General features: G+C 57.6%; 30 protein-coding genes. 10 read left to right on the top strand and 20 right to left on the bottom strand.

Annotated elements, in window-relative coordinates:
• Nucleotides 1-261: 261 nt before the first annotated feature.
• Entirely contained in the window at nt 262-453 is a 192-nt protein-coding gene (locus ACXMDP_RS07125) for a hypothetical protein (RefSeq protein WP_255099624.1), read from the bottom strand.
• Between the two features lie 119 nt (nt 454-572).
• Between ACXMDP_RS07125 and ACXMDP_RS07120 the strand changes: the two genes are divergently transcribed.
• Nucleotides 573-752: a hypothetical protein gene (locus ACXMDP_RS07120; RefSeq protein ID WP_457767168.1), complete on the top strand. Its 180-nt coding sequence runs from the start codon at nt 573-575 to the stop codon at nt 750-752.
• 196 nt (nt 753-948) lie between these two features.
• Here the strand turns inward: ACXMDP_RS07120 and ACXMDP_RS07115 are convergent, their stop codons facing one another.
• Entirely contained in the window at nt 949-1800 is an 852-nt protein-coding gene (locus tag ACXMDP_RS07115; RefSeq protein WP_457767167.1) for a dienelactone hydrolase family protein, read from the bottom strand.
• A 208-nt stretch (nt 1801-2008) separates the two neighbouring features.
• Between ACXMDP_RS07115 and ACXMDP_RS07110 the strand changes: the two genes are divergently transcribed.
• Genes ACXMDP_RS07110 through ACXMDP_RS07100 form a run of 3 tightly spaced genes read left to right on the top strand, consistent with a single transcriptional unit; the run spans nt 2009 to nt 3523 of the window.
• Entirely contained in the window at nt 2009-2284 is a 276-nt protein-coding gene (locus ACXMDP_RS07110) for a hypothetical protein (RefSeq protein ID WP_457767166.1), read from the top strand.
• 52 nt (nt 2285-2336) lie between these two features.
• Complete coding sequence (locus ACXMDP_RS07105) at nt 2337-3080, top strand: YoaK family protein (protein WP_457767165.1); 744 nt, start codon at nt 2337-2339, stop codon at nt 3078-3080.
• 14 nt (nt 3081-3094) lie between these two features.
• A complete protein-coding gene (locus tag ACXMDP_RS07100) occupies nt 3095-3523 on the top strand; it encodes a hypothetical protein (RefSeq protein ID WP_457767164.1) in 429 nt (142 codons plus the stop codon).
• Nucleotides 3524-3937: 414 nt separating this feature from the next.
• Here ACXMDP_RS07100 and ACXMDP_RS07095 read toward each other — a convergent pair whose 3' ends face one another.
• Complete coding sequence (locus ACXMDP_RS07095) at nt 3938-4252, bottom strand: rhodanese-like domain-containing protein (RefSeq protein WP_457767163.1); 315 nt, start codon at nt 4250-4252, stop codon at nt 3938-3940.
• Between the two features lie 456 nt (nt 4253-4708).
• Between ACXMDP_RS07095 and ACXMDP_RS07090 the strand changes: the two genes are divergently transcribed.
• Nucleotides 4709-5911 carry a chromate transporter gene (locus tag ACXMDP_RS07090; protein WP_457767162.1) on the top strand — a complete coding sequence of 401 codons (1203 nt, stop codon included), beginning with the start codon at nt 4709-4711 and terminating at the stop codon, nt 5909-5911.
• A gap of 531 nt (nt 5912-6442) precedes the next feature.
• Here ACXMDP_RS07090 and ACXMDP_RS07085 read toward each other — a convergent pair.
• From ACXMDP_RS07085 to ACXMDP_RS07065, 5 genes are all read right to left on the bottom strand, one after another.
• Entirely contained in the window at nt 6443-6667 is a 225-nt protein-coding gene (locus tag ACXMDP_RS07085) for a type II toxin-antitoxin system HicA family toxin (protein WP_457767161.1), read from the bottom strand.
• 17 nt (nt 6668-6684) lie between these two features.
• Nucleotides 6685-6828 (bottom strand): type II toxin-antitoxin system HicB family antitoxin, encoded by a 144-nt coding sequence (locus ACXMDP_RS07080; protein WP_457767160.1) that lies wholly within the window; start codon nt 6826-6828, stop codon nt 6685-6687.
• Between the two features lie 200 nt (nt 6829-7028).
• The gene (locus tag ACXMDP_RS07075; RefSeq protein WP_457767159.1) at nt 7029-7583 is read right to left on the bottom strand and encodes a dihydrofolate reductase family protein; all 555 of its coding nucleotides are present in this window, start codon (nt 7581-7583) and stop codon (nt 7029-7031) included.
• Complete coding sequence (locus ACXMDP_RS07070; RefSeq protein WP_457767158.1) at nt 7580-8074, bottom strand: hypothetical protein; 495 nt, start codon at nt 8072-8074, stop codon at nt 7580-7582. Before ACXMDP_RS07070 ends, ACXMDP_RS07075 begins: the two co-directional genes overlap by 4 nt.
• A gap of 141 nt (nt 8075-8215) precedes the next feature.
• Nucleotides 8216-8413, bottom strand: coding sequence for a hypothetical protein (locus ACXMDP_RS07065; RefSeq protein WP_457767157.1), 198 nt, complete (start codon nt 8411-8413; stop codon nt 8216-8218).
• Here ACXMDP_RS07065 and ACXMDP_RS07060 point away from each other — a divergent pair.
• Both ACXMDP_RS07060 and ACXMDP_RS07055 read left to right on the top strand, forming a co-directional pair.
• On the top strand, nt 8382-8600 hold the full coding sequence (locus ACXMDP_RS07060) for a DMT family transporter (protein ID WP_457767156.1): 219 nt from the start codon (nt 8382-8384) through the stop codon (nt 8598-8600). The two genes, ACXMDP_RS07065 and ACXMDP_RS07060, sit on opposite strands and share 32 nt — an antisense overlap.
• Nucleotides 8593-8904 carry a DUF1349 domain-containing protein gene (locus tag ACXMDP_RS07055; protein WP_457767155.1) on the top strand — a complete coding sequence of 104 codons (312 nt, stop codon included), beginning with the start codon at nt 8593-8595 and terminating at the stop codon, nt 8902-8904. The genes ACXMDP_RS07060 and ACXMDP_RS07055 overlap by 8 nt, the downstream gene beginning before the upstream one ends.
• Before the next feature lie 42 nt (nt 8905-8946).
• Here the strand turns inward: ACXMDP_RS07055 and ACXMDP_RS07050 are convergent, their stop codons facing one another.
• The 9 genes from ACXMDP_RS07050 to ACXMDP_RS07010 form a co-directional block, all read right to left on the bottom strand.
• Nucleotides 8947-10341: an alpha/beta fold hydrolase gene (locus ACXMDP_RS07050; RefSeq protein WP_457767153.1), complete on the bottom strand. Its 1395-nt coding sequence runs from the start codon at nt 10339-10341 to the stop codon at nt 8947-8949.
• Between the two features lie 216 nt (nt 10342-10557).
• Nucleotides 10558-11340, bottom strand: coding sequence for a CPBP family intramembrane glutamic endopeptidase (locus ACXMDP_RS07045; RefSeq protein ID WP_457767152.1), 783 nt, complete (start codon nt 11338-11340; stop codon nt 10558-10560).
• Between the two features lie 272 nt (nt 11341-11612).
• Entirely contained in the window at nt 11613-12626 is a 1014-nt protein-coding gene (locus tag ACXMDP_RS07040; protein ID WP_457767151.1) for a DUF4331 family protein, read from the bottom strand.
• A 376-nt stretch (nt 12627-13002) separates the two neighbouring features.
• Entirely contained in the window at nt 13003-13254 is a 252-nt protein-coding gene (locus ACXMDP_RS07035) for a hypothetical protein (protein WP_457767150.1), read from the bottom strand.
• Nucleotides 13255-13322: 68 nt separating this feature from the next.
• Nucleotides 13323-14186, bottom strand: coding sequence for an IS3 family transposase (locus tag ACXMDP_RS07030; RefSeq protein ID WP_457767210.1), 864 nt, complete (start codon nt 14184-14186; stop codon nt 13323-13325).
• 19 nt (nt 14187-14205) lie between these two features.
• A complete protein-coding gene (locus ACXMDP_RS07025) occupies nt 14206-14493 on the bottom strand; it encodes a transposase (protein WP_457766750.1) in 288 nt (95 codons plus the stop codon).
• Nucleotides 14494-15324: 831 nt separating this feature from the next.
• Nucleotides 15325-15675 (bottom strand): cupin domain-containing protein, encoded by a 351-nt coding sequence (locus tag ACXMDP_RS07020; RefSeq protein WP_457767209.1) that lies wholly within the window; start codon nt 15673-15675, stop codon nt 15325-15327.
• A gap of 1619 nt (nt 15676-17294) precedes the next feature.
• Nucleotides 17295-17555, bottom strand: coding sequence for a DUF2442 domain-containing protein (locus ACXMDP_RS07015; protein WP_457767149.1), 261 nt, complete (start codon nt 17553-17555; stop codon nt 17295-17297).
• The gene (locus ACXMDP_RS07010) at nt 17548-17781 is read right to left on the bottom strand and encodes a DUF4160 domain-containing protein (protein WP_457767148.1); all 234 of its coding nucleotides are present in this window, start codon (nt 17779-17781) and stop codon (nt 17548-17550) included. The genes ACXMDP_RS07015 and ACXMDP_RS07010 overlap by 8 nt, the downstream gene beginning before the upstream one ends.
• A 184-nt stretch (nt 17782-17965) precedes the next feature.
• On the opposite strand from ACXMDP_RS07010, the gene ACXMDP_RS07005 reads away from it, so the two are divergent.
• The 3 genes from ACXMDP_RS07005 to ACXMDP_RS06995 are packed head-to-tail and all read left to right on the top strand — an operon-like array spanning nt 17966 to nt 19833.
• The gene (locus ACXMDP_RS07005) at nt 17966-18646 is read left to right on the top strand and encodes a hypothetical protein (RefSeq protein WP_457767147.1); all 681 of its coding nucleotides are present in this window, start codon (nt 17966-17968) and stop codon (nt 18644-18646) included.
• Nucleotides 18647-18662: 16 nt separating this feature from the next.
• Nucleotides 18663-18950: a transposase gene (locus ACXMDP_RS07000; RefSeq protein WP_457766750.1), complete on the top strand. Its 288-nt coding sequence runs from the start codon at nt 18663-18665 to the stop codon at nt 18948-18950.
• Between the two features lie 10 nt (nt 18951-18960).
• A complete protein-coding gene (locus ACXMDP_RS06995; protein ID WP_457767201.1) occupies nt 18961-19833 on the top strand; it encodes an IS3 family transposase in 873 nt (290 codons plus the stop codon).
• Between the two features lie 479 nt (nt 19834-20312).
• Here ACXMDP_RS06995 and ACXMDP_RS06990 read toward each other — a convergent pair whose 3' ends face one another.
• From ACXMDP_RS06990 to ACXMDP_RS06980, 3 genes are read right to left on the bottom strand one after another with little or no spacing between them, the layout of a single operon-like run.
• Nucleotides 20313-21425 (bottom strand): rhodanese-like domain-containing protein, encoded by a 1113-nt coding sequence (locus ACXMDP_RS06990; RefSeq protein ID WP_259730511.1) that lies wholly within the window; start codon nt 21423-21425, stop codon nt 20313-20315.
• A gap of 13 nt (nt 21426-21438) precedes the next feature.
• Nucleotides 21439-21882: a DUF6691 family protein gene (locus tag ACXMDP_RS06985; protein WP_259730510.1), complete on the bottom strand. Its 444-nt coding sequence runs from the start codon at nt 21880-21882 to the stop codon at nt 21439-21441.
• Nucleotides 21879-22259 (bottom strand): YeeE/YedE family protein, encoded by a 381-nt coding sequence (locus ACXMDP_RS06980; protein WP_457767146.1) that lies wholly within the window; start codon nt 22257-22259, stop codon nt 21879-21881. The genes ACXMDP_RS06985 and ACXMDP_RS06980 overlap by 4 nt, the downstream gene beginning before the upstream one ends.
• Between the last annotated feature and the right edge of the window lie 37 nt (nt 22260-22296).

Genomic DNA, 22296 nt, shown 5'->3' with positions numbered 1-22296 from the left:
GCCGCAGCGGAACCGGCGAAGCCTGCGGCCGGGAAGGCTCAGGCTCAGCAGGGGCGGGCGGGTGCCGTGCTTCGCTGCGGCGAATGACGGTCTGCAGCAGTCCGAGGGGTGTCGCGGGGGTCCTGGCGGGTCCCCTCAACCATCGTTCACTCCGATCACTGTGGGATGACCCCAGCGGGCGTATGTGTGACCGGGTGTGAGCTGCGCTTCCATTTGGGTGATGCGCTAGCGGTTCATGAACGAGTGAAAACTCCGCAGCCCTCAGCGTTGCAGCAGCCAGCGCAGGAACGAGAGCGTGATCAACAGACCCACGCCCACAGTCCAGATCCAATCAGAGCGGTCGGTTAGCCGTTGCAGCCAGGTGGGAAGCGGCGTGCCGCGTTGCAGGAGCACGGTGAACAGAAGCAGCAGAGCCGTTGGGATGCCGATCGCCAGCAACAGATCGCGGAACATGGACCGAGGTTCGCCGCCAGCATCAACTTACCTAGGCTGGTGAGCGTTGGCGCACCTGGCTGGCGCTGCCAGCGTGGCAACCACAGCTGCCATAGGATGGGTCAGCTGTTGCAGCACACGTGAATAAGCTTGTCGGGCCTGTACGCAGGGCTTTGATCTATGGCCTCATCAGCTATGCCGGGCTTGTTGTGATCAACAACGCGGAGCTGGATCTGCCCAACATGTGGATCGCCTACCTGCCAATGTTCATCGGCGTGTTTGTTGCAACGCAATGGCTCGACAGAAAGATCGGGAAGTGAACGGTTCGAACCCAGGCGCGCATGCATCCCAGCAAGCTCGCGAGCAGATGGGAGCCATGAACGTGTGACCGGAGCGACCATAAAGATTGCACCCTGAGAGGTTTCACCCGCTATCCCTCCACGCATTTAGCAGCAGAGAATCACCCCCATCCCCTCCACGCACCAACCCTTCGAGATTCCCCCTTCACCCCGTCCATCAGGCCACGCCGTTGGCCTTGAACCAGCTCAGCAGCCGCTTCCAGCCATCCGCTGCGTCTTCCGCTCGGTAGGTGGGGCGGAAATCGGCATGGAAGCCATGGGGAGCGTCGGGAAACACGATGATTTCGCTGCGGCTGCCTGCAGCCTTGAGGGCGGCTTGCATGCGCTCCACCGATTCCAGCGGGATGCCGTCATCCTTGCCGCCATACAGACCCAGCACCGGCGCCTTGAGCTTGGCCGCCACATCCAGGGGGTAGAAGGGCTGCTCTGGCGTGCGGGTTCCCTCCAGGCGGCCATACCAAGCCACTCCAGCGGCGAGCTTCGGGTTGTGGGCGGCGTAGAGCCAGGTGATGCGGCCACCCCAGCAGAAGCCGGTGATGCCGAGCTTGCTGATGTTGCCGCCGCCGCTGCTGGCTGCCCAGGCCACGCTGGCATCGAGGTCGGCCATCACCTGGGCATCCGGCACGGTGGCCACCACCGGCAGGATCGCGGCAATATCCGGCAGCTTGGTGACATCCCCCTGGCGTTCGAACAGGCTGGGTGCAATGGCCAGATAACCGAGCCGCGCCAGGCGCCGGCACACATCCTGGATATAGGCGTGCACCCCGAAGATCTCCTGCACAACGAGCACCACCGGCAGATTCGTGCCTGCCGCTGGCCGGGCCCGGTAGGCCGGGATGGAGCGGCACTGCACCGGAATCGACACGAAGCCGGCGGTGAGGCCCTCTGCCGCTGTGGTGATCGTGGACGCCGCGATCGGCCGCACCGCTACCGCGAAGCCAGCCGCCAGGGTGCCCAGCAGCAGATCACGGCGGCGCAGGCCCTGCGGGCCGGCTGAATCCGAAGGCATCGAGGGCATGGCGTTGTGGGTGAAGCACGGATGTGTTCATTCTGCTGCGCTCTGCTGATTACGGCTGCAACGAATAAAACCAGGTGCGGCGATGCCGATGGTGCGCAGCTGTGATTGTGGCTAGAGGTGGGTGGTGCCAACGCACAAAACACATACGAGAACAGACATGAAAAGATTCATCGCCTCATTGATTTCGGCTGTGATTCTAATGACAACCCTGCTGTTCCAGTCACCCGCTATGGCCCTCGCGTCGTCATCCTCACCGGTCTCAGGTGAGCGCGGTGCAGCAACGAGCCAGGTGGAGACCGTCTCTCAGCAGCCCGGCGACAAGCTCCAGGACACGATCGGCTCCATCACTGGAGACGGTGACCAGAAGGGCAAGCAAAGTGAGGCGAAAGCCAAGGCTGCTGGCCAGACCGTGGACCGCAACACCAAAGAACTCGTTGCCAACGACAACAAGATGGTGAACAAGGCGATCAACTGACCCTCGCCGCTCCGTTCAGCCAGGGAGCCCAGGCCACACGAATCTGTGAGGCATGCCAGTCAACTATGCGCGCGGGCTCACGGCCACGGTTCGCACAAGGCGCAGCAATACCCACCTGGGCATCGGCCTGGCGTTCGTGGCCGGCGCCACCAATGCCGGTGGGTTTCTCGCAGTGCAGCAATACACGTCCCATATGACAGGGATCGTGTCGTCGATGGCGGAGGCGGCCATCGGTGGAGACTGGTTTGTATTGAGCACCGGCGGCGTCGCCCTGGCTGCATTCCTCATCGGTGCCGCAACAACGGCCATCCTGGTGAACACGGCGCGGCAGCACAATCTGAGCAGCGCCTATGCACTGCCGCTGCTGCTGGAGGCGCTGTTGCTGCTGCTGTTCGGCACGATTGGCGCTCGCCTGAAGGAGATGCATGAGCTGTTCATGCCACTCACGGTGGTGTTGCTCTGCTTCATCATGGGCTTGCAGAATGCGGTGATCACCAAGATCTCGCATGCAGAGATCCGCACCACCCATGTCACCGGGCTGGTGACGGATATCGGCATCGAAGTGGGCAAGCTGCTGCTGGTGAATCGGCCGAAACACCCAGCTCAGCCACCTGTGGAGGTAGACCGTGAGCGCCTGCAGGTGCTGCTGCTGCTCTTCTCCGGCTTCTTCAGCGGGGGCGTGGTGGGCGCGGTCGGCTTTCGCTCCATCGGCTTCGCCGCCACGGTTCCCCTGGCTCTGGTGGTGGTGGCGCTGGCTTTGATCCCGGTGATCGACGACCTGCGCCGCACCGCCTGAGTGAACCAGCAGACGTGGGCGATGTGGTGGAGACCTGCTTCAACTCCGAGATCCTCTACCTCACCGAAGGGGTGGACCGGGCAATCAAGCGCGCCAAGTCGGCCGCCGGCCATCGCTGCGAGATCATTGGCAAGAAGGCGGCGGTGCACAAGAAGATCGACCTGGACGGGCACCATCTGTTCGACCGCCGCAGCCGACCTGACCTGGCCGACCTGCCGGAGAACATCCTGGTGCTGGTGCCCGACCTGCACCGGGAATTCCATGGCTGGAAAAGCGGCGCCTGCACCCCCAAGGACGTGTTGGTGTTCATCGAAGCCGCGCGGGGGGATCTGTTCGATCCGGTGAACTCGCGCGACATGAAACGGCTACGGGCACTGACCCACCGGCTGCAGCGGTTCCAGAGCGAGCGGGAGGGGCAGAAGGTGCGGTATCACCGGAGCTAACCCTGCCACTGAGTGTCAGACAAGACATTCCTGCTGTCATAGCCGACATGTTGCTGGCCATCCCACTCCAGGGGCTTTGTCAAAGATTTCGCAACCACATAGGAGGCATCTACAAACCTTTCCCTAAGAACAGAACCTACAAGCCACCACTGCCCAGCCTATTCAGGGAGATTGGTGAGATGATCGATCTCAGCAAGGAAGCTTCAAGTCAAAGCTGTATTCTTGACCCCGAGGCTTTGCGGGTACTCCAGGGTTCGAAAGGTCAGCATGAAGACATGGCCCAATGAACATTCACAATAAAGCAAGGACGGGAAATCTGCCGTGTAACCGCCTGAACAATCCGAACCACTAATTTGAATCGGCTTTCATTAGCAACTTGCCACCTGCACAACAAACAACAATTCATGTAATTGACTATTTGGGGACTACGCTACCGCCTATGGCCTTCCAGCCTTCTATACCGCCTTCGATATAGCGTGCTCTCACTCCCTTTGCATGCAGTGCATCAACAACCGAGTTACTGACAGATCCGCCACGCACACAGTAAACAATGACATCTATTCCGTCGCTCAGAGACTGACACCAACTATCAACTTCACTTGGATCCAGCCAGACAGACCCGCTCAGCCTCTCCACTGATAGATCAAGATCTGCAGGCCTGCGCACGTCAATGATTCGCTGCCCAGGAGCATCTAGGCTAAGTCCATCAGGTGGGATTGTGCGATCCATGCTCTCTCGTTCGTTGGTTTGCGTGTGGGGCTGTCGGGAACTGACCAAGACCTCCTCATTAAGTGGGAGGTGTTTCATGCAACAGTGTAGCCAACAAACTCATCTTTGCATCAGATGAAGAAATTTCAAACAGAAGGCAAACAATCCTCCAGTTTCAAAGCCCTAACGCGTTTGATCAGTGGAGAGCAGATTGACACAGCAATGCCAACTTGCCTGCGGCAGCCCGACCACCGGTACGCACGTGGATCAACGACATAGTTTAAGCGCGGCTGGCTTCTGACCCCACTCAAATGATCGACTAGTTCTCGTAGATTTGACAATGGTGAATGCAGGACCATAGCTAGCAGCAATGCTGATGAACTGGTAGAATCCAGCTTTATTGCGACCAGCATCAGACGATCAACCATATTCGTCATGCAGTCGTCTAAACTCAGCGCAATTTTCCTGGTAACTTCAATGGTGCAGCCAGCGACCTCTGCCAGCTACACTCTTTCAGACTTAACTCTTTATTTCTTGAGGCTTGGCGCTACTGGCTTTGGTGGCCCAATTGCTCTTGTGGGTTACATGCATCGCGATCTAGTTGAGGAGCGTCACTGGATCAGTGAGGCTGAGTATCAGGAAGGTCTCACACTCGCACAGGTTGCCCCTGGGCCCCTTGCAGCCCAACTTGGCTTCTACATGGGCTACGTCCACCACGGATGGCTTGGATCAGCACTGATAGGCCTGGCGTTCGTACTCCCGTCGTTCCTGATCGTGGTGGCTCTGGGATGGGCCTATTCCCTCTACGGCGGACTGAGCTGGATGCAGTCTGTGTTCTACGGGGTTGGCGCCGCAGTAATTGGCATTATCGCGATTAGCGCCTACAAGCTCACAATCAAAACGATTAGCAATAATCGAGTTCTTTGGGCTATTTATTTGGTGAATGCAATTGCTACAGTTGTAACCCAGAGTGAGTTGGTTCCACTCATCCTAGGCGGTGGTGTGATCACCTGGTTAATCGCCAGACCGCCTAAGTTTGCCCAAGGCCGGTCGAAGCTACACAGCATCGCCATATGGCCGTTGCTTCCTGTCCTGGCTGTCGTTCCTGCTAGCACTACATCCGTAGCGTTGGCTTCAGGACCTGCACTGTTGATGCAGATCGCTTGGTTTTTCGCATTTGCCGGCTCTTTTGTGTTTGGGAGTGGGCTGGCAATCATCCCATTTCTGTATGGCGGGGTGGTGAAGCAGTTTGCATGGCTCACGCCAGCCCAGTTTGTTGATGCCGTGGCGGTAGCGATGATCACGCCTGGACCGGTGGTGATAACCGCGGGATTCATCGGCTATCTCGTAGCGGACTTGCCGGGAGCCTGTGTGGCGGCAGCGGCCATGTTTCTGCCCTGCTACTTGCTGACCGTTCTTCCTGCTCCGTACTTTAAAAAGCATGGTAAGACCCCCGCCATTGCGGCATTTGTGAAGGGCGTTACGGCAGCAGCTACTGGTGCTATTGCTGGGGCGGTGGTAGTCCTTGGCCGCCAATCACTCACAGATATACCCACGCTTGCCATTGCAGTCGTGACATTGGCAGGTCTATGGATCTTAGGCAAAAAGCTTCCAGAGCCACTCGTTGTGCTAATTGCAGCTGGCATGGGCCTACTGCTATATCCACTCACACATAGATGACCCATGACTGGCCAATGCTGGCCCTGAGGGGCAGGCAAAAAGATACTGCTATCAAAGCTGACATATTGGCGGCCTGTCCACAGCACTCCAGGGGCTTGTTCGAAGGTGCCGCATCCACAAAGAAGGTATCTACCAACCTTTGCCTTAAGACAGAACCCCCAAACCCCCAACTTCCTCTCAGCGCTTGTTCGGTTTTCCTCGCCAAAGGCACTGCCCACGCACGCGCTCGGAGATGGCTCCTGAATTGAAGATACCTCGCCAAGTCTGTCCCAATTAGATGCTTCACTCAGGATGAACATAGGACCTCAAACCATAAAGAGCATTTAGCCATTGCGGGAGCCGCTTTGCTCTCTTTATCAGGGAGTAAGATGCCGCAGATCCGAGGAAAGGCAGCATTGCTCTCAGTGATCCCGCTACATGGCCCACATCCTTCCAACGCCGAAGATCAGCGGCGGGATGAAGCCCAGTGCATTCACTAGGCATCTTTGGCCCCGGCCCCTGAATCTTGATGTTGGACAGCCGCTGAGTTCGTCATAGAAGGTCTTGAAAATCACTTCTGGAGAGCTTGTCATCACGAAGGATGCTTGCCAAAAGACTAGGCCCTATAGTTTCAATCGAATGAATGGGAACAACTGTCGTTCTTACGTCTGGGTACTTAAGGAGACGGTGGCTACCTCTGACCCTTATTTCTTCACAACCGATTCCCTTCAAGGCTGCGATGAGGGTCTTGCCTGAAACCGCATAATGTCTCGTCACATTTCAAGTCTAACTCGCTATACCCCTACAAAGCAATGTAGCTCAAGATCAGTGCCTGCACTTTCAAGGCAAAGCTCAATGGCTTCCTTGATTCTCTCCATTAACTGATCCAGCGACTTAGCTTGCGTATGGCATCCGGGCAGCGCAGGGACGGTCGCCACGAAAACCCTTCTGAATCCTTTTCGACTACCATATCAAACCGTCTAGACATTAAAGTCACTTCCTTAGGCCACTGTAGCTGCTTACAGCGGTCTAGTACAGGGGCCACGCTTATCAGTCGGTCCAACGCTCACGATCACCGGCGGGCAGGATCGCAACGGCAAGATACAAAGTTCTCGCTGCCGACGTCTTCATCTGGATGTCAGGCCTCTTGGTACACTGCATAGTGACTCTGAACAAATCCGAACGGAAACGCTTTCGATGACAACAAGCGCAGATTAGTTTCGGCTTGCCGTTCACCAAAGAGCTTGATGCCTGAGCCAAGAAGAATCGGGATGACTGAAATGGTCAGCTTGGTGATGAGCCCAGCCCTCAGGAAGGCCTGGATGGTTCGCCCGCCATCGATGTAGAGATGACGGTGGCCTGCTTCAGCCGTTCTTCTGACGACATCATCTGGCGTGGTATTGAGCAAGTGGACCGAGCCCGGCACTCCGGCAGGGAGACCTCTGATGGTTGTGCTGAGCACATAGACCGGCTTGCTGCTGTAGGGCCAATCGGGGAAGCTCAGAACCTTTTCAAAGGTCGCACGACCCATGACGATCGCATCGACCGTCTGCATGAAGTCGGCGTAGCCGCAGTCTTCACCCGCCGGTACGGATGCATTGGCGCGCTCAAGCCAGTCGATGGAGCCGTCGCTGCGGGCAATAAAGCCATCCAGGCTGGTGGCGATGAAGACGGAGCACTTGGTGGAGATCACCGCCAGTTGACAGATTCGTACGCTTCAGGATGACAGAATTCCCACTTCTTCCCTTCAAAGGATTCATACAGTGCCCGGTGCCTGGCAAGGCCGTAGTCGTCGGCCCGGGTTTCGTAGGAGCCAACCCATTGCAGGAGGTTGTCGAGATTCCCATCCTGTTCCTGGCGGGAGTTGAATTTCTCGGGCTCCCAGGGTCTTGAACGGCAGTGGGCCATGCAGGCATCGACCCCGGGATTCAGAAAGATGAGTTCATCGGCACAGGCCAGGACGGGCTCCAGGATGTCCGCGTAACAGCCTTCGATGATCCAGCTGTCCTGCTCGGAGATCCAGCATTTGACAGCCTCGACGCTGTCCTGAAGGGGACGCCGTTCGGTTCCGCCTTGAAAGGCGACCTGATCCAGCGATAACCGGGCGGCCGGCTGGCTGGCGATCAGCTTCCTGGCCAGGGTGCTCTTGCCAGCCCCGGCATTGCCAAGAATGATGACCTTCATCGATCAGACCTCCTTGACTGTTGTCGTCGCGTGCGCCTGAAGTGAACGAAGCAGCAGCAAGACGGGGCTCTCCAGTTTGCCGGCTTTGGCCACCAACTCCCTCTCCACGGCGAATCCCTGCCACTGGGTGCTGGGGAGGGTTCAGTCGCCGGCCTCCAGGGCCAGGAGCTGGCTGCGCAGCAGCCCCGCCAGGAACTCACGCTCCTGCGGCGTCGTGCACTGCTCCAGCCGTTCCCGCTCGCTGCCGAGGATCTGGGGCAGCACCAACTCCACCAGTACGGCGCCGCGCTGGAGCCTGCCGGCCGGGGTGCTCGGCGCCTTGTACGTGAGCTCCAGCACCCTGGTGATCCCGCGTCTCAGCGCCACCCTCACCCTCGGGCTGGTGGTGGCCGGCCAGGCGGTCGCCGGTCTCCGGATGGATCACCACTGCTTGCTGGGGGTCCCCCAGCAACCGACCGGGCCGGGCCGCTGGCTGGCGGTGCTGCTGCTGCTGGCCGCCGTCGCCTTGCGCCGCCGTGATGGCTGACGCACAGAGCGAACTGCGGATGGGGGCGGCCTGCTGCGCGTTTGTGGTGATCGGCGCGGTGGAAGCGGCCCTTGGCGTGCTGATGCCCTCGCTGTTGGACACCTTCACGCTGAGCACGGGATCGGTGACGCTGCTGCTGGCCAGCCAGATCGGTGGCTATCTGCTGGCGGCCCTGCTGCGGGAGGTGGACGGTGATGGGGTGCTCACCACCCGGGTGACGGCCCATCCGCGACACCGCTACGACCAGGCCGGACTGCTGCTGCGGCTGTCACCGGCCTGCTGGATCAAGACCTCGGTGGCCTGAGGGGTCAGCAAAAAGCCCCCTTCCTGCTCAAGATCAATCCATTCACTCGACGACAAACTCAGGCTTGATACGACTCAGACAATCGCTGTTGGGCGGTTGCTTCGGGTTCCTGAGAAAGTCATCGGCCATCTGAGTCGCACAGGTTCCAGCCGACATCTTTGGCGGCACCATCAACACCCCATGTCCGACACCTGGGAACGTAAAAGAATGGGCATTGATCATCTTCATCGCCACAGCCTCCCCGTAAGGCTGCGGAGTGACCGGATCGTAAGCACCATTCAACACCAGAACGGGAATCTCCGAGCTCACGAAGGTGAAGACAGGTTTCTGCTCCACCTGGAGTATCTCGCAGACCTTCCTGCCGACTTCAGCTTCACGGATGCCAAAGGAGATGAGCTGTGGATAGGGTCTCGGAAGAACTTCTGATGGGCTTACTTGAAATGATTTAGCCCGAGCGCAGAGGACGGTGTGATACATCTCCTTGGCGCTATCGTTGCTTTCCAGATCCTCCGAAAGCTTATCTGCAATCCAACCATAGTTGTTCTTGCTCGCTGCATGAATCAACCGAGGCAGGCTGCTCCCGCGGGAGCTTTCTCCTGAATAGGGTCTGTATAGATAGTGTGCGATTCCATTGATGAAGGTGTTGCCATCGAGCTTGGCAACGATCGGCTCCTTGGTCGACGGAATGGCGAGAGTGACGGAAACGGGCTTTTGGCTGAGTCTATCGACAATCGCGAGAAACTTGGTCTCCAGATTGGGATAGACTTGGCTGCATTGTCGATCCTGAGCACAGGCGTGAAACACGTTCCGCAAGGCGTAGCTGATCGTGTGACCAGACGCCAGATTGAAATCGATATCTGGCCGAATCACGCCATCAAGGATGGCACTGCGGAGTTTCACCTGATGCCGATCAGCCTGTTCGATGACATATTGCCCCAATAATGTGCCGTAGGAAACGCCATAGAAGTTGAATTGCTTGTAAGCCAGCGTCTCTGCAACAGCAAACACATCAGCCGCATTTTCACGGGTATTAAAGGCATTGGGATTCATCCCTTGCTTCTTGAGCCGGTCGTTACACGCCTTGAACCAACCTGTATCCGTATAGCTTTGCTGACCTTGTACAACAGCGATATTGTGGGCATTGATCTCAGGGCATGAGAGGAAGGGCTTGGAATAGCGTGTGCCGCGCTCTTGAATGATAATGAGATCACGGCTCGCCAACAAGGCCTTCAATTCGGGGAAGAGAGGCAAGACCTGATTGGCAAAGACGCCAATCCCTGAGTCACCAGGACCTCCCTGCAAAACAAACAATGGATCGGCAGCAGGCGCTCGACTGCTACTTCGGGTGCGCACAACCGCAAGCTGGATGATGCGTCCCTGTGATTGCCCGTGTTGCTCAGGGACGGTGACGTAGCCACAATCCGACTGGGAGGCCACAGAGGCAGGGACCTCAAAGGTTGTGCACTCTACGGACTGCCATGCCGCACCAAGTTCAGATCGATTCGGAGTGGCTGCACTGGCTGCCGTGCTGCTGGTGACAAGCGCCAATGTGAGAATGGCTAAGGGATACGGATACGAACGCCATAAGTTCATGCACGATTGTCCCTGTTCTTGCATCACAGACAGGATGGTAGCCAACCTATCGAGCACGGGCTACGTTGGCACGAGCATTGAGGCCACGAGCGGCAGCGTGAACAGCACCCAGTCGTTAACGATGTGAGCACCGGTGGAGACCCAGATGTTCTTAGTCTTGATGTACGCCAGTGACAGAACGAGGCGGGCAATACTGATGATGATCAGACACTGAAGAAGATTCCAGTGATACGTCGGTAAGTGGACCAGGCCAAAGAAAATCGCCGAGACTCCCCATGCCCATAGGACGGCGGCCTTTCGCGACAGGCCGAACCGTCTGGTGCAGAGCTGCATGATCGCCAGGAACGGCAGAATGGTCAAAAGCTCTTCGCCGAACAGCTGGATGCCAGTACCGGCGTAGAACGAAAACATGCCGTAGGGTCTCTTCTCCATGACACTGGCCGCATTCGCTGCCTGATCGAACAGACGGATTGTGATGAAGCCAACTCCCATCGTCACGACCAGGTTGAGGACGCCGAATCCGACCATCCAAGCGACGTCCCTGACACGTACCTTGCGGAAGATCGCGGTCCAGTGCTTGTCGGCGACAACAGCGAGCGTACCCAGAGGAATCACCACAAAAAGAATGCGCGGGATGAACGAAGTGGCGTCACCCTTGAACGCATCAAGACCGAAGCTAAGGACCAGGAACGCAACGACTACAGAAGCGAACACAATCCTCCATTGCGAGGTGGTGATCGCGGTCGGCCAGCCACGGTAGTAAGGGAAATCGTCGCGGTTCCTGTACTCAAGCCAGTTGAAGCGTTCGTCATCCGGCACGTCCGGCGCCGCTGCCGACGTCAACGGCCTGGATGCGCGATCAGACTTTGGCATTCCTTTCGAATTTGATTGGCGAGACTCTACTAGCTGCGACGTAACAGGATAAGCCAAAAGCCGGAGAGGCCTAACTCTAATTCGACGTACTCAGTGAAATCCGTCCTACCTCTGCCCAGAGCAGCCTAAGTGGGGCAAGTGCGGAGGTGTCTCGTTATTGGAGCCCGCTCACGGTTATGGATGCTCTCGGGCACAACACATACCCTCTAAGGCCTCATGGATACAGCCGTGTTGGCCTGGCGTTAGCTTGTCTTCTGATGTGGCGTGCCGATGTACGGGAACTCCTTGAGAATGTCAGTGTGCGGGCTAAGGCCGGTTGGGGGAATATCACCCTTAGAAAGGAAGGCGAGGCGATGATTGATGACGTCGTCGGTAAAGACGCGGCCGTTGGGATACGTCGCAGGCTTAGAAGGATTGAAACACAGCATGTCGGGCAAAATGCGGTCGGCGTCGATCGCGGCGATGGCTTCTTCTCGCGTGTAGTTGCCCGTATGCCCCATCAGGTGGACGAACTGATCGGTCCATCGCTTGCGATCGTTAACTGGCTCGCTGGCGTTGTATTCCAACTTGGTGTCATCGGTGTTGAAGAAGCTGCTGACACTCGGGTGGCCGGCGCGATCAACATGAAGCAGTTTGCCGTCCTCACGCACGCTGCATCGCCCCCAGATGCGGATCTCCGGCTCGGCGTCGAGCTCGCTCGTCGGCAGCTCGATCACCATCGAGAAGACGTTGGCTTCCGTGTTTGAATCCACGCCGGTCCATGGAGACTTGCCGCCCAGGTGGGGGGCGGTGAAGTTTCTGCCGCCCGAGGTATCGAAGAGATTCTTGATGCCGTCGAAGTCGAAAAAGAAAGCGTCGCTGCGAGCACCGGCGAAGAGCGTATAGGCGCCGGACTTGACGATGTTGGGTTCGGCGCCGAAGGAGACCTCGGCATCGGCGATGATCTTTGTTCCAACAGCCTCGACGGAGAGGGATTCCTCGCCTTTTGCAACGAAGACGGTGACGGTTTGCTTTCCATTGTTCGGCGGCGAGAACACGTAGCTGATCGCGATGTCTGTCAGACAATCGCCGTCGTTGTCGATGTTAACGCGGTAGATGGCATCGGGATGGAGCGCGTCGGCCGTCGGATTGGCATTGAGGATGATCACGGTCCTCGACGGGTCCTTGGGCGACTGGAACGCATAGAGGTCACAGAGGTCGAGTCGTTGGTCCCCGAGCGGAGGACCGAGATTCAGTCCAGTGAAGTGGTTCGACATTGCTGCTCTCCTTTGAGCCGAGATTCACAATTATGGACCGGTTGCCGCTCCTGTGGCGGTGCGCACCGAGCCGCGCGCGCAGCCCTCAAGAAACGACAGGAGTCTTCTCGGGCGCGACGAGCGCTGCGGGGGGCTGGAACGAGTGGGGTATCTGAGTCATGATTATGAATCAATACAGCGCGGGAGAGCTGCTTACAGGCGAGGACGCCGTGGTACGCCTCGTGGGTCTCCTGGGCCAAGGCGATGCACGTCGTGTGCTGCACTACCAATCTCTATGGGTTCCCTCGCGCCTGTGGCGCCTAACGCTCAAGATCAGCGGCGGGCAGGGATCTAAGCTTAGGAGCCAGCCCATAATCCAGCCTTCTATATCTGGATGTTAGGCAAAGTGCTCCTCTATTAAACGCCTTACTGCCACTACCATCTCTGTGACGTCATCCTGACTGAAATCTTGCCACTGACCATGGGCTGCCTTATTTCTCAAGTCCGCCAATGTTGCAATACGTTTCTGTACGAGTTTTGAGAATACGCCGGCCTTCGCAAGTTCCGCATTCATGGCATCCAGCTTGGGCTTTTGTGGCAAGGTGATTCCATTTTCATCGCACAGCTTTCGCAGTCCGTCCTCAAGCACACAGCCCGCTACCACTGCTGCAGGCTGATAGTACCCAGACTCCAGAAGGTGTTTGATGTGGATGGCTTTTACTGGACAGATTCGGCCCCTGACATCGTTAACCCCGGGCGGGAAGAACAGGGTTTGGTCTCAGTGTAGACCTCATGGGGAGTTTTGCTTCCCAATGCGCTGTGTGGTCTTACATGACCATACCTCCAGAAGAAGCGGGCCAGGCTGATCTCCGCCTCCCAGCCATCGCTGTAGGCACGCAGATACACCTCCTCATACTTGACGGTGCGCCACAGTCTCTCCACCAGGATATTGTCAAAGCACCGCCTCCTTCCTGACCAACTGATCTTGATGTCTTCTGCCTTGAGTCGTTGAACGAAGGCCGATGAGGTGAATTGACAGCCCTGATCGGAATGGAAGATCTGGGGCTTGCGGCCACTGACCAGGGCCATCTCCAGGGCCTCCAGGCAGAACTCCGTGTCAAGGCTGTTGGAGAGTTTCCAGCTGAGCACATGCCGTGAGAACAGATCGACAACGGCCACCAGGTACAGAAAGCCCTTCCGCATCGGAATGTAGGTAATATCCGTCGCCCAGACCTGATCTGGGGCCGTGAGCTGCTGGAGGTCCTCAAGGCAGGGAAAACGCTCGGATGGGCTACCAGGAACTGTCGTCCTTGGTTTCTGATAGATCGCCCGTAAACCCATGCGCTGCATAAGGTTTCGGACACGGTCACGGCTGATCGGGATACCGTCTCTGGCCAGATACTGCACCATCCGACGGTTACCGGAGGTTGGATCCTCCAGGTAACAGGCATCGATCCTGGCCATGATCCGCAGAGTGGACTCATTGACAGGCACGGGCTTGTAATAGAGGGTCGATCGTGCCAATCCGAGGAGTTCGCACTGGCGGCTAACCGTGAGCTCAGGGTGGTGATGATCGACCAGTTTGCGCAGTTCACGGGCGTCAGAGCAGCTGAGACTTTTTTTTCAGCCACTCCAGCTCCATTTGGAGCTTGCCGATCTGCTGGAACAGCTCAGCCTCCTTGGCCTGGCTTTCGTCCTTGGCCTGGGTCTTCTTGCCCCGGGTGAACAGGTCGCTGGCACCCTCCAGCAGCTGCTTCTTCCACTGGCTCACCTGAATCGGGTGCACCGAATGATCAGCGGCAATCTCCTGGAGCGTCTTGCGGCCACTGATCGCCTCCATGGCGACCTTGGCCTTGAACTCGGGGCTATGGGTGCGGCGTTTGCTCATGGGTGGGAGCCCCCTCTCAGGGGCGGTGCCCCGCCTCAGAGGTTAACGATGGACCCTGTCCAGAAAAGCCAGACCATCTCAGTTCTGCCTACTCAAGAAAGTCGTCGAAGACCTCGGCCTCGACGAGTCGCCGAACTTCAAAGAGGTAACCGTAGTCGTAGTCATCCTTGGCCGCCAGGAGGATGCCTTGAGCACGGTAGGTCGGCGAGAAGGTCAGATGGCTGCTGACCTGAGCAGTGAAATTCTTATAGTGTTCACTGTTCGATCCAAAGATTTGGGTAAGAAGACTTTGAACGCTTGTTGCCCACTGATAAGCCTACTGGCTATCGACACGATAATCTCCGACGGCATTCTGGCCAGGGCTTCGCTTTGTTGAGAGCACATCCTTACCCATCTCGACCAGTTCCGTGAGACGCTTCTGAATCTTCTGGTCTGGTTTCATGGGTTGTTTTTATTACCTAACGACTATGGATAAGATCGTGACAGCTAAGATCATTTCCGAAGTTGAACGAGCCGGCAACTCCGGGATTTTAGGCTTACAGCAGAAGCATCAGACCATACTTAATGCTGGCTTTCGCTTTTGTCTTGGGTGCAATGGACTACTGCCAATGCCTTGGTCTCATCTGTCAGCTGACTACTAAAGCATAGGGTTGCAAGCGGGTCAGCTGGTCAGTTCTGTTTTGGAACCAACTATCTTGGTGTTCACTTTCTGATCGCTACGGCGTATCTCCTTATACTCATTTGCTGAATCAAGGGAAAGGGGGTCTGATCTGGCGAACCCGCACGACTGAGATCTCCATCACTCCTCCGCACTGCGGACAGAAGCAAAGCTCACTCAACGCTGCCTTTGGGAGCCAGCCATTTAGTTCTATTGACGCTCGTTGGCATGAAGGCCAGTTGCCGCAGAAGGCCGGAACCGATATTTCTTAGGGAGTGCGGTGTGTTCGGTGGAATGATTAGCACGCTGCCTTGTTCATACCTCTGCCAGGGGTCACTGTTAAGTGAGCACTCGGCGACTCCGGAAATGCAAACGATGACTTCCTCGTATGGGTGCTGGTGAAACGGCACCTCGACCCCTGGATTAAGCACATGCTCGTACAGCAGGGACCCCTGGGTTCCCAATGCTTGGTCTGCGATGGGAAAGAGGATGCGCTCCGTGGAGGAGGGCGTCTTGCCGAGCATGTTGTGGTGGATTGGCATGGCGCCTCCTATTTGCGTAAAGTATGAGGCCTAACGCTGCCCCTGAGTGGCAGGCAAGCAGCCTGGGGTGGCGTAGCAGAGAGCTGGTGGCGGCCTGTCCACTCCAGGGGCTTGTTATGTGCTGCCATCATGATAGATCGTTTCTTGTCCATTGCAATTAGCAATCCATGATCCAAGCTCGCTGGACTTGAGTGGGTCAAAGTAGAAGTCGTCAATATATGATTCGAGTTTTATTGTTAATCCAGGTGCACAAGGGGCCAAGCCTATCCCAAGCCTCCTTCTTGGTTGGGAGTCATCATGTGAGGCTTGCCCATACGGCCACCGTTCCATTCTTGATGAATATCGGACATATCTCCTGAGTTCATCAAACCTGCTTTCAAGCGCAACTTGCCAGCCAAACTTCCACGCAATGTAATTCAGGTAAATGTGGCCCAAGCAGCGACGAAACTTTGCATCACTGTATTCAGGTGGGTCTGGAAAGGATATCTTCTTTTCCCCGTCACCCTCGGTCAACCAACACGGACGATATCGGATGGTCAGCATTTCAGTCTTGTCGTCAGCGGAATAATGCGCCATTCGCTTTCTTATCTTGCCTCTCTTCCCGGGTGCTCTTAGGGTCATAATTTGCGTCCATATCCGATTATGGTAAACAAAGGCTTGTTCAAGGCCAGCTGCAGAGTTATTGCATTCGTCGCACTCTGTCCCGGGCTTCAGGGTGACATCATTCCGGAGAAAAGATTCGGGAACGATATGCGCTCTATTTTGACTTGAGGACGACTCATTGAGGTAGTAGATGCACAGTCCCATGATCTAGCACATAACGTTTGACATGAGGGGTGATGATGGGTTCTAGTTCACCGACTAGGCTGAATAGGCTCGCTTCGGCTTGAACTGCCAGTATGCCAAGTAGACTGGCCTCGGTAGAAAAGTGGCTCGCCATCAGTGGCTGAACGTCTGCCTTGTTTACGCCATCGTATTCTAGCTCCTCCACGGCTGAGTACAGGCCAAGTTCCCGCGATGAAAAGGCCGACGAATGGGCCACTTCGTTTCGCACGTTCTTCTTTTCGGCCACAAGGGTGTGGAGAGCAAGAAGTGCCTTGTGAACTTCGGGATGCGCATGTTTTATGGCTTCCGTGACTCGTGCGTTGCCCTGAAAACTATCGACCGTTCCTTTTTGGCAAACCTAAGGCGATACTGACGAGCCGATAAGCACGATCCAGCAATCCAGTTACACGCAGCAAGTAATTCTCGTGGTGATATCGGTATGACTTTGACATGGGCGTAGCAGACTTCGCTAGGCCGACGATCTCGGAGATTGCAATTCGCATCGACTCCAAGCAGTTGTCAAGTTCTCCCACACGCTCGTAGACAGCTGCAGCATAGATCTCAATTCCGGACGCTACGAAAACTGAGCCAACGGCCTGGAGCTCCCGAAGGCCCTGTATGGCGTACGTTCTCATGTGAGGGGAGAGCGGACTAAGCGCTGGGTGGTCAATGAGCATGTGCGAGTAAAAAATGCCTAGCGCTCGCCATCACCTGGCCGCAAGGTTTGCGCAGCGAAGAAGATAGCCTTGCGGTGGCGGCACAGGTGCATGGCGGTGTTAGCTGACCAGTGTCTTTACCTGGGGCGCTGGTGCTCCACGTAGAAGGCCTTCCACACTTAAGTCCTCATCAACGTCTGGCCAGTGGATTCCGTAGCCAGCTCCTGCAATCTCCCAGTTATGACGCTCCTGGGATGTTGCATGCAGAAGCCTTGGAAACCAAGCCAACGGCACCGAGATAGATCGTCCATCAGCCAGGTCAACGATCAGCCTGTCCTCTGTCAAGACAACGTCTGTGACCTGCTCGCCAGGGTTAGCCATGAAACTCCTCCCATGCTTTCAGCAGGATAGCTCGGTTCAAGCTGATCAGCCGTTCAATCTCACGCAGCTCTCTGGCGCTATATCCAAGGCTCGAGGACAATGCCACAGGAACAAGCCAGACTTTGCATGAAGCCTTATCTCTGTCAACATGAACATGGGGAGGCTCATTTGGCTCGTGACTGTAGAAGTAGATCCTGTAAGGACCGCTTCTAAGGATTGTCGGCATCCGAAATCGCCACCATCACACCGACGATAACGACCACGGCCTTCCTGTGCAGCTAACGCTTGCGATCACCTGGCCACATGGAGTAATGACTATTGAAGCGACCCCTGGAGGTGGCCCAGGTGAATCGCATTGTTCGATGGCTACTCTGGCCACGATAAACTGAATGTCATCATTCTAGAATCGCATGGATGCCCTCGAAGACAGGTCTGTCGTTGTTGATCAACGGATCGAATCATATCAAGGATTTCTTGAAGACGACTTCACCAGAGCAGCTTTTGAGGCATCGGACAGGGCGGAAAGCAGAATATCTCATCTCATTCTTAACCTGTTGACTGATTGGAGAAGTATTTCATATGCCGTTGCATTTCCAGCGCTGGCGCCAAATGCGATTGAAAACTTCCACGTTGGGATGGCGAGCGAGGGGCCACTTGACTATTCCCTCTTAGGCTTTTTGGAGTATGTTCTCAGCAGATTGCGAGACCGAGTGCCAAGCCTCACTAATGATCATGCCCTTCAGAGCGAACTCAGAAGCGAGCTCTTCAGAGTCTTAGGCGATGTCCGAGGCCTTCAGAGTATCCGAGACAGCTCTGTGTCTGCATCTGCGATATGGCAGCAGTACATTCAGCACCATCCATTCCACTTGGGCCTTCATGGGATTATGCGCTTGGCGTACATCGGAATCTACGGAGCCTACGAAGAGTTTGTAGTACGCTGCGCCAGAATATCCACTGGAAATCCCAACTTACAATCAACAAACAGGAACTTCACTGCAGTTCTCGGCGACAGCTTCGGATCCAATCTGAGATGGTCTGGCTTTTCTGGACAGGGTCCATCGTTAACCTCTGAGGCGGGGCACCGCCCCTGAGAGGGGGCTCCCACCCATGAGCAAACGCCGCACCCATAGCCCCGAGTTCAAGGCCAAGGTCGCCATGGAGGCGATCAGTGGCCGCAAGACGCTCCAGGAGATTGCCGCTGATCATTCGGTGCACCCGATTCAGGTGAGCCAGTGGAAGAAGCAGCTGCTGGAGGGTGCCAGCGACCTGTTCACCCGGGGCAAGAAGACCCAGGCCAAGGACGAAAGCCAGGCCAAGGAGGCTGAGCTGTTCCAGCAGATCGGCAAGCTCCAAATGGAGCTGGAGTGGCTGAAAAAAAAGTCTCAGCTGCTCTGACGCCCGTGAACTGCGCAAACTGGTCGATCATCACCACCCTGAGCTCACGGTTAGCCGCCAGTGCGAACTCCTCGGATTGGCACGATCGACCCTCTATTACAAGCCCGTGCCTGTCAATGAGTCCACTCTGCGGATCATGGCCAGGATCGATGCCTGTTACCTGGAGGATCCAACCTCCGGTAACCGTCGGATGGTGCAGTATCTGGCCAGAGACGGTATCCCGATCAGCCGTGACCGTGTCCGAAACCTTATGCAGCGCATGGGTTTACGGGCGATCTATCAGAAACCAAGGACGACAGTTCCTGGTAGCCCATCCGAGCGTTTTCCCTGCCTTGAGGACCTCCAGCAGCTCACGGCCCCAGATCAGGTCTGGGCGACGGATATTACCTACATTCCGATGCGGAAGGGCTTTCTGTACCTGGTGGCCGTTGTCGATCTGTTCTCACGGCATGTGCTCAGCTGGAAACTCTCCAACAGCCTTGACACGGAGTTCTGCCTGGAGGCCCTGGAGATGGCCCTGGTCAGTGGCCGCAAGCCCCAGATCTTCCATTCCGATCAGGGCTGTCAATTCACCTCATCGGCCTTCGTTCAACGACTCAAGGCAGAAGACATCAAGATCAGTTGGTCAGGAAGGAGGCGGTGCTTTGACAATATCCTGGTGGAGAGACTGTGGCGCACCGTCAAGTATGAGGAGGTGTATCTGCGTGCCTACAGCGATGGCTGGGAGGCGGAGATCAGCCTGGCCCGCTTCTTCTGGAGGTATGGTCATGTAAGACCACACAGCGCATTGGGAAGCAAAACTCCCCATGAGGTCTACACTGAGACCAAACCCTGTTCTTCCCGCCCGGGGTTAACGATGTCAGGGGCCGAATCTGTCCAGTAAAAGCCATCCACATCAATCTGCGCGAGAGCTGCTGGGACTCAGAAGAGATAAAGCAAGTAAGGAGGATCCGCAATAAGCTGATTCATGCTGGCGGACAGGCCGATGAGTCTACTCGTGACCTGGCGAATCTGGTCCATATTCAAGATGGTTTCATGCATATCTTTCCAGAACACTTAAAGCAATCTTATGTCCGACTAAAATCACCTGCACTGGTTATCATGTCGCACGACGCACTTTCGTAAGCGGCCTTCGCGTTTCAAAGATTGCAAGTGTCCATCGAACTTGTTCTTAGGCAGTTCCGCGAACCACCCCCAGCCAGCAGGCCCCTTCCTGATAAACAACTGAGTTCACAGCAATCGGTCTCTTAAACCCTTGCCCCGCAACTGCACTCTAAGCAGGAACGCCAACGCCAGCCGTGGTTAACGGGTCCGTGAACCACTTGTGACCGCGGCTACAGCAGATCGCGATGGTGTTGTTGCTCAGGGATGCTCCAACGGCAGCCCCTGCGCCTTCCAAGCCCGCAGGCCGCCGCGCATGTTCGCCACCTGGCTCAGCCCCTTCTTCTGCAGCTGCTGTGTAGCCAGGGCGGAGCGGCTGCCGGAGTGGCAGAGCACCACCGTGGGGCGATCCGTGGGGATCTCGTCGGCCCGGCTCTGCAACTCGGGCAGGGGAATCAGCAGGCTGCCCGGGATGCGACCGTCCGGGCCCTGCACTTCCGCTTCGGAGCGCACGTCCACCAGCGTCAGCTCCTGACGGTGTTCGGCGACCCAGCCAGCCGTCAGCTCTGGCAGGCCGGCATAGCTGCGCTCGATCGGTGCCCAGTTGTCCGCTTCCTCCAGGCCACCGTCGGCGGGCCTACCGCAGCGCAGGTTGGCTGGCAGGGCCAAGGCGATCCGGTTGGGGTGGGGGAGGTGCAGGTTCTCCATGTAGCCCACGAAGTCGCGCTCATCGGCCTCGCCGCCGAGCCGGGCGTTGTAGGCCTTTTCCTCGGCCACCGAACTCATCGCGCGGCCGCTGTAGTCGTGAGCGGGGTACAGCAGGCAGTAGTCGGGTAGAGACAAGAGCCGCCCGGTGATCGAGTGGTAAAGGGTGGCGGCATCCCCCTGCTGAAAATCACAGCGGCCGCAGCCGCGCACCAGCAGTGCATCGCCGGTTAACGCCATCGAGTGGTCGTCGAGCACGAAGCTGAGGCAGCCATCGGTGTGGCCGGGGGTGGCGCGCACCTCCAGGTGGCGGCCGCCGAAGCTCACCCGATCCCAGTGGCGCAGGGGCAGGGTCACGTTTTCGGCCCCAGCGACGGCGGCCAGGCCGATGGGGCAGCCGGTGGCCTGCTGCATCCGCCAGCTGCCGGTCACGTGATCGGCGTGAACGTGGGTGTCGAGACAGGCGACCAGATCGATGCCCAGTTCGCGGATCAGCGAAAGATCGCGGGGGTGCTGCTCGTACACCGAATCGATCAGCACCCCCTGCCGGGAGGCCACCTCCGCCAGCAGGTAGGTGAAGGTGCCCGTCTCGGCATCAAAGAGCTGCCGCAGCAGCAGCGGCGCAGCGCCGGCGGCGGCCGCCAGGGGAAAGGGAGCGGAGGAGGCCATCGCGTCGGGCGACTCAGCCCTCACCCTGCTGGGGCCCAGCCTGCAGCTTGGGAGGCCCTTCCGCCAGGACGCCCTGCAGGTAGGCGCCCACGAACATCCCGGCCAGACCGATCAACACCGGCCCGTTGCCGATACCGATGCTGGCCACCGCCGCGCCGGGGCACAGGCCACTCAGGCCCCAGCCCACACCGAAGATCACGGCACCCGGCACGGTGCCGGCCAGCATCGGCTTCACCTCATGGGAGAAGGGCAGCCCCAGCAGCGTGGTCTGCCGCAGCCGCGGCGCCAGCCGGAAGCCGATGGTGGTGACCGCCAGGGCCGCCGCCATCACCAGCAGCAGGCCGAGGTCGCGCAGCTGCAGGAAGCTCAGCACCACCTCCGGCCGGGCCATGCCGCTCCAGGCCAGCCCATAGCCGAACAACCCACCACCCAGCAGGATCGCGAACAGGCGCTTCATGGCGTCACCCCCAGCAGCAGCACGATCCGGGCGGTGACGATGGCCACCGCCATGAACACGGCGACCGCCAGCAGCGAGGCCCTCGAGAAGGAGGCCACGCCGCAGATGCCGTGACCGGAGGTGCAGCCCGAGGAGAGCCGGGTGCCGAACCCCACCAGCACACCCCCCAGCGCCAGCCGCCACCAGCCCACGGCGGTAACGAAGAACGCCTGGTGGGTCGCGGCGTACAGCCAGGCGCCGAGCACCATGGCCAGGGCGAACAGCAGGCGCCAGTGGCGCGAGCTGCGCTCGGCTTGAAGTGGCGTGAAATAGGTGAGCGTGGAGCTCAGAAAGGAACTCGCTCCGGCTTTCACACCGAGGCTGAGATACATGACCATCAGTCCCAGTCCGAGGAGCAGTCCCCCGGACAGATAC

The organism is Cyanobium sp. ULC065 (assembly GCF_977927515.1).
This window is presented reverse-complemented; position numbering and strand designations above follow the sequence as displayed.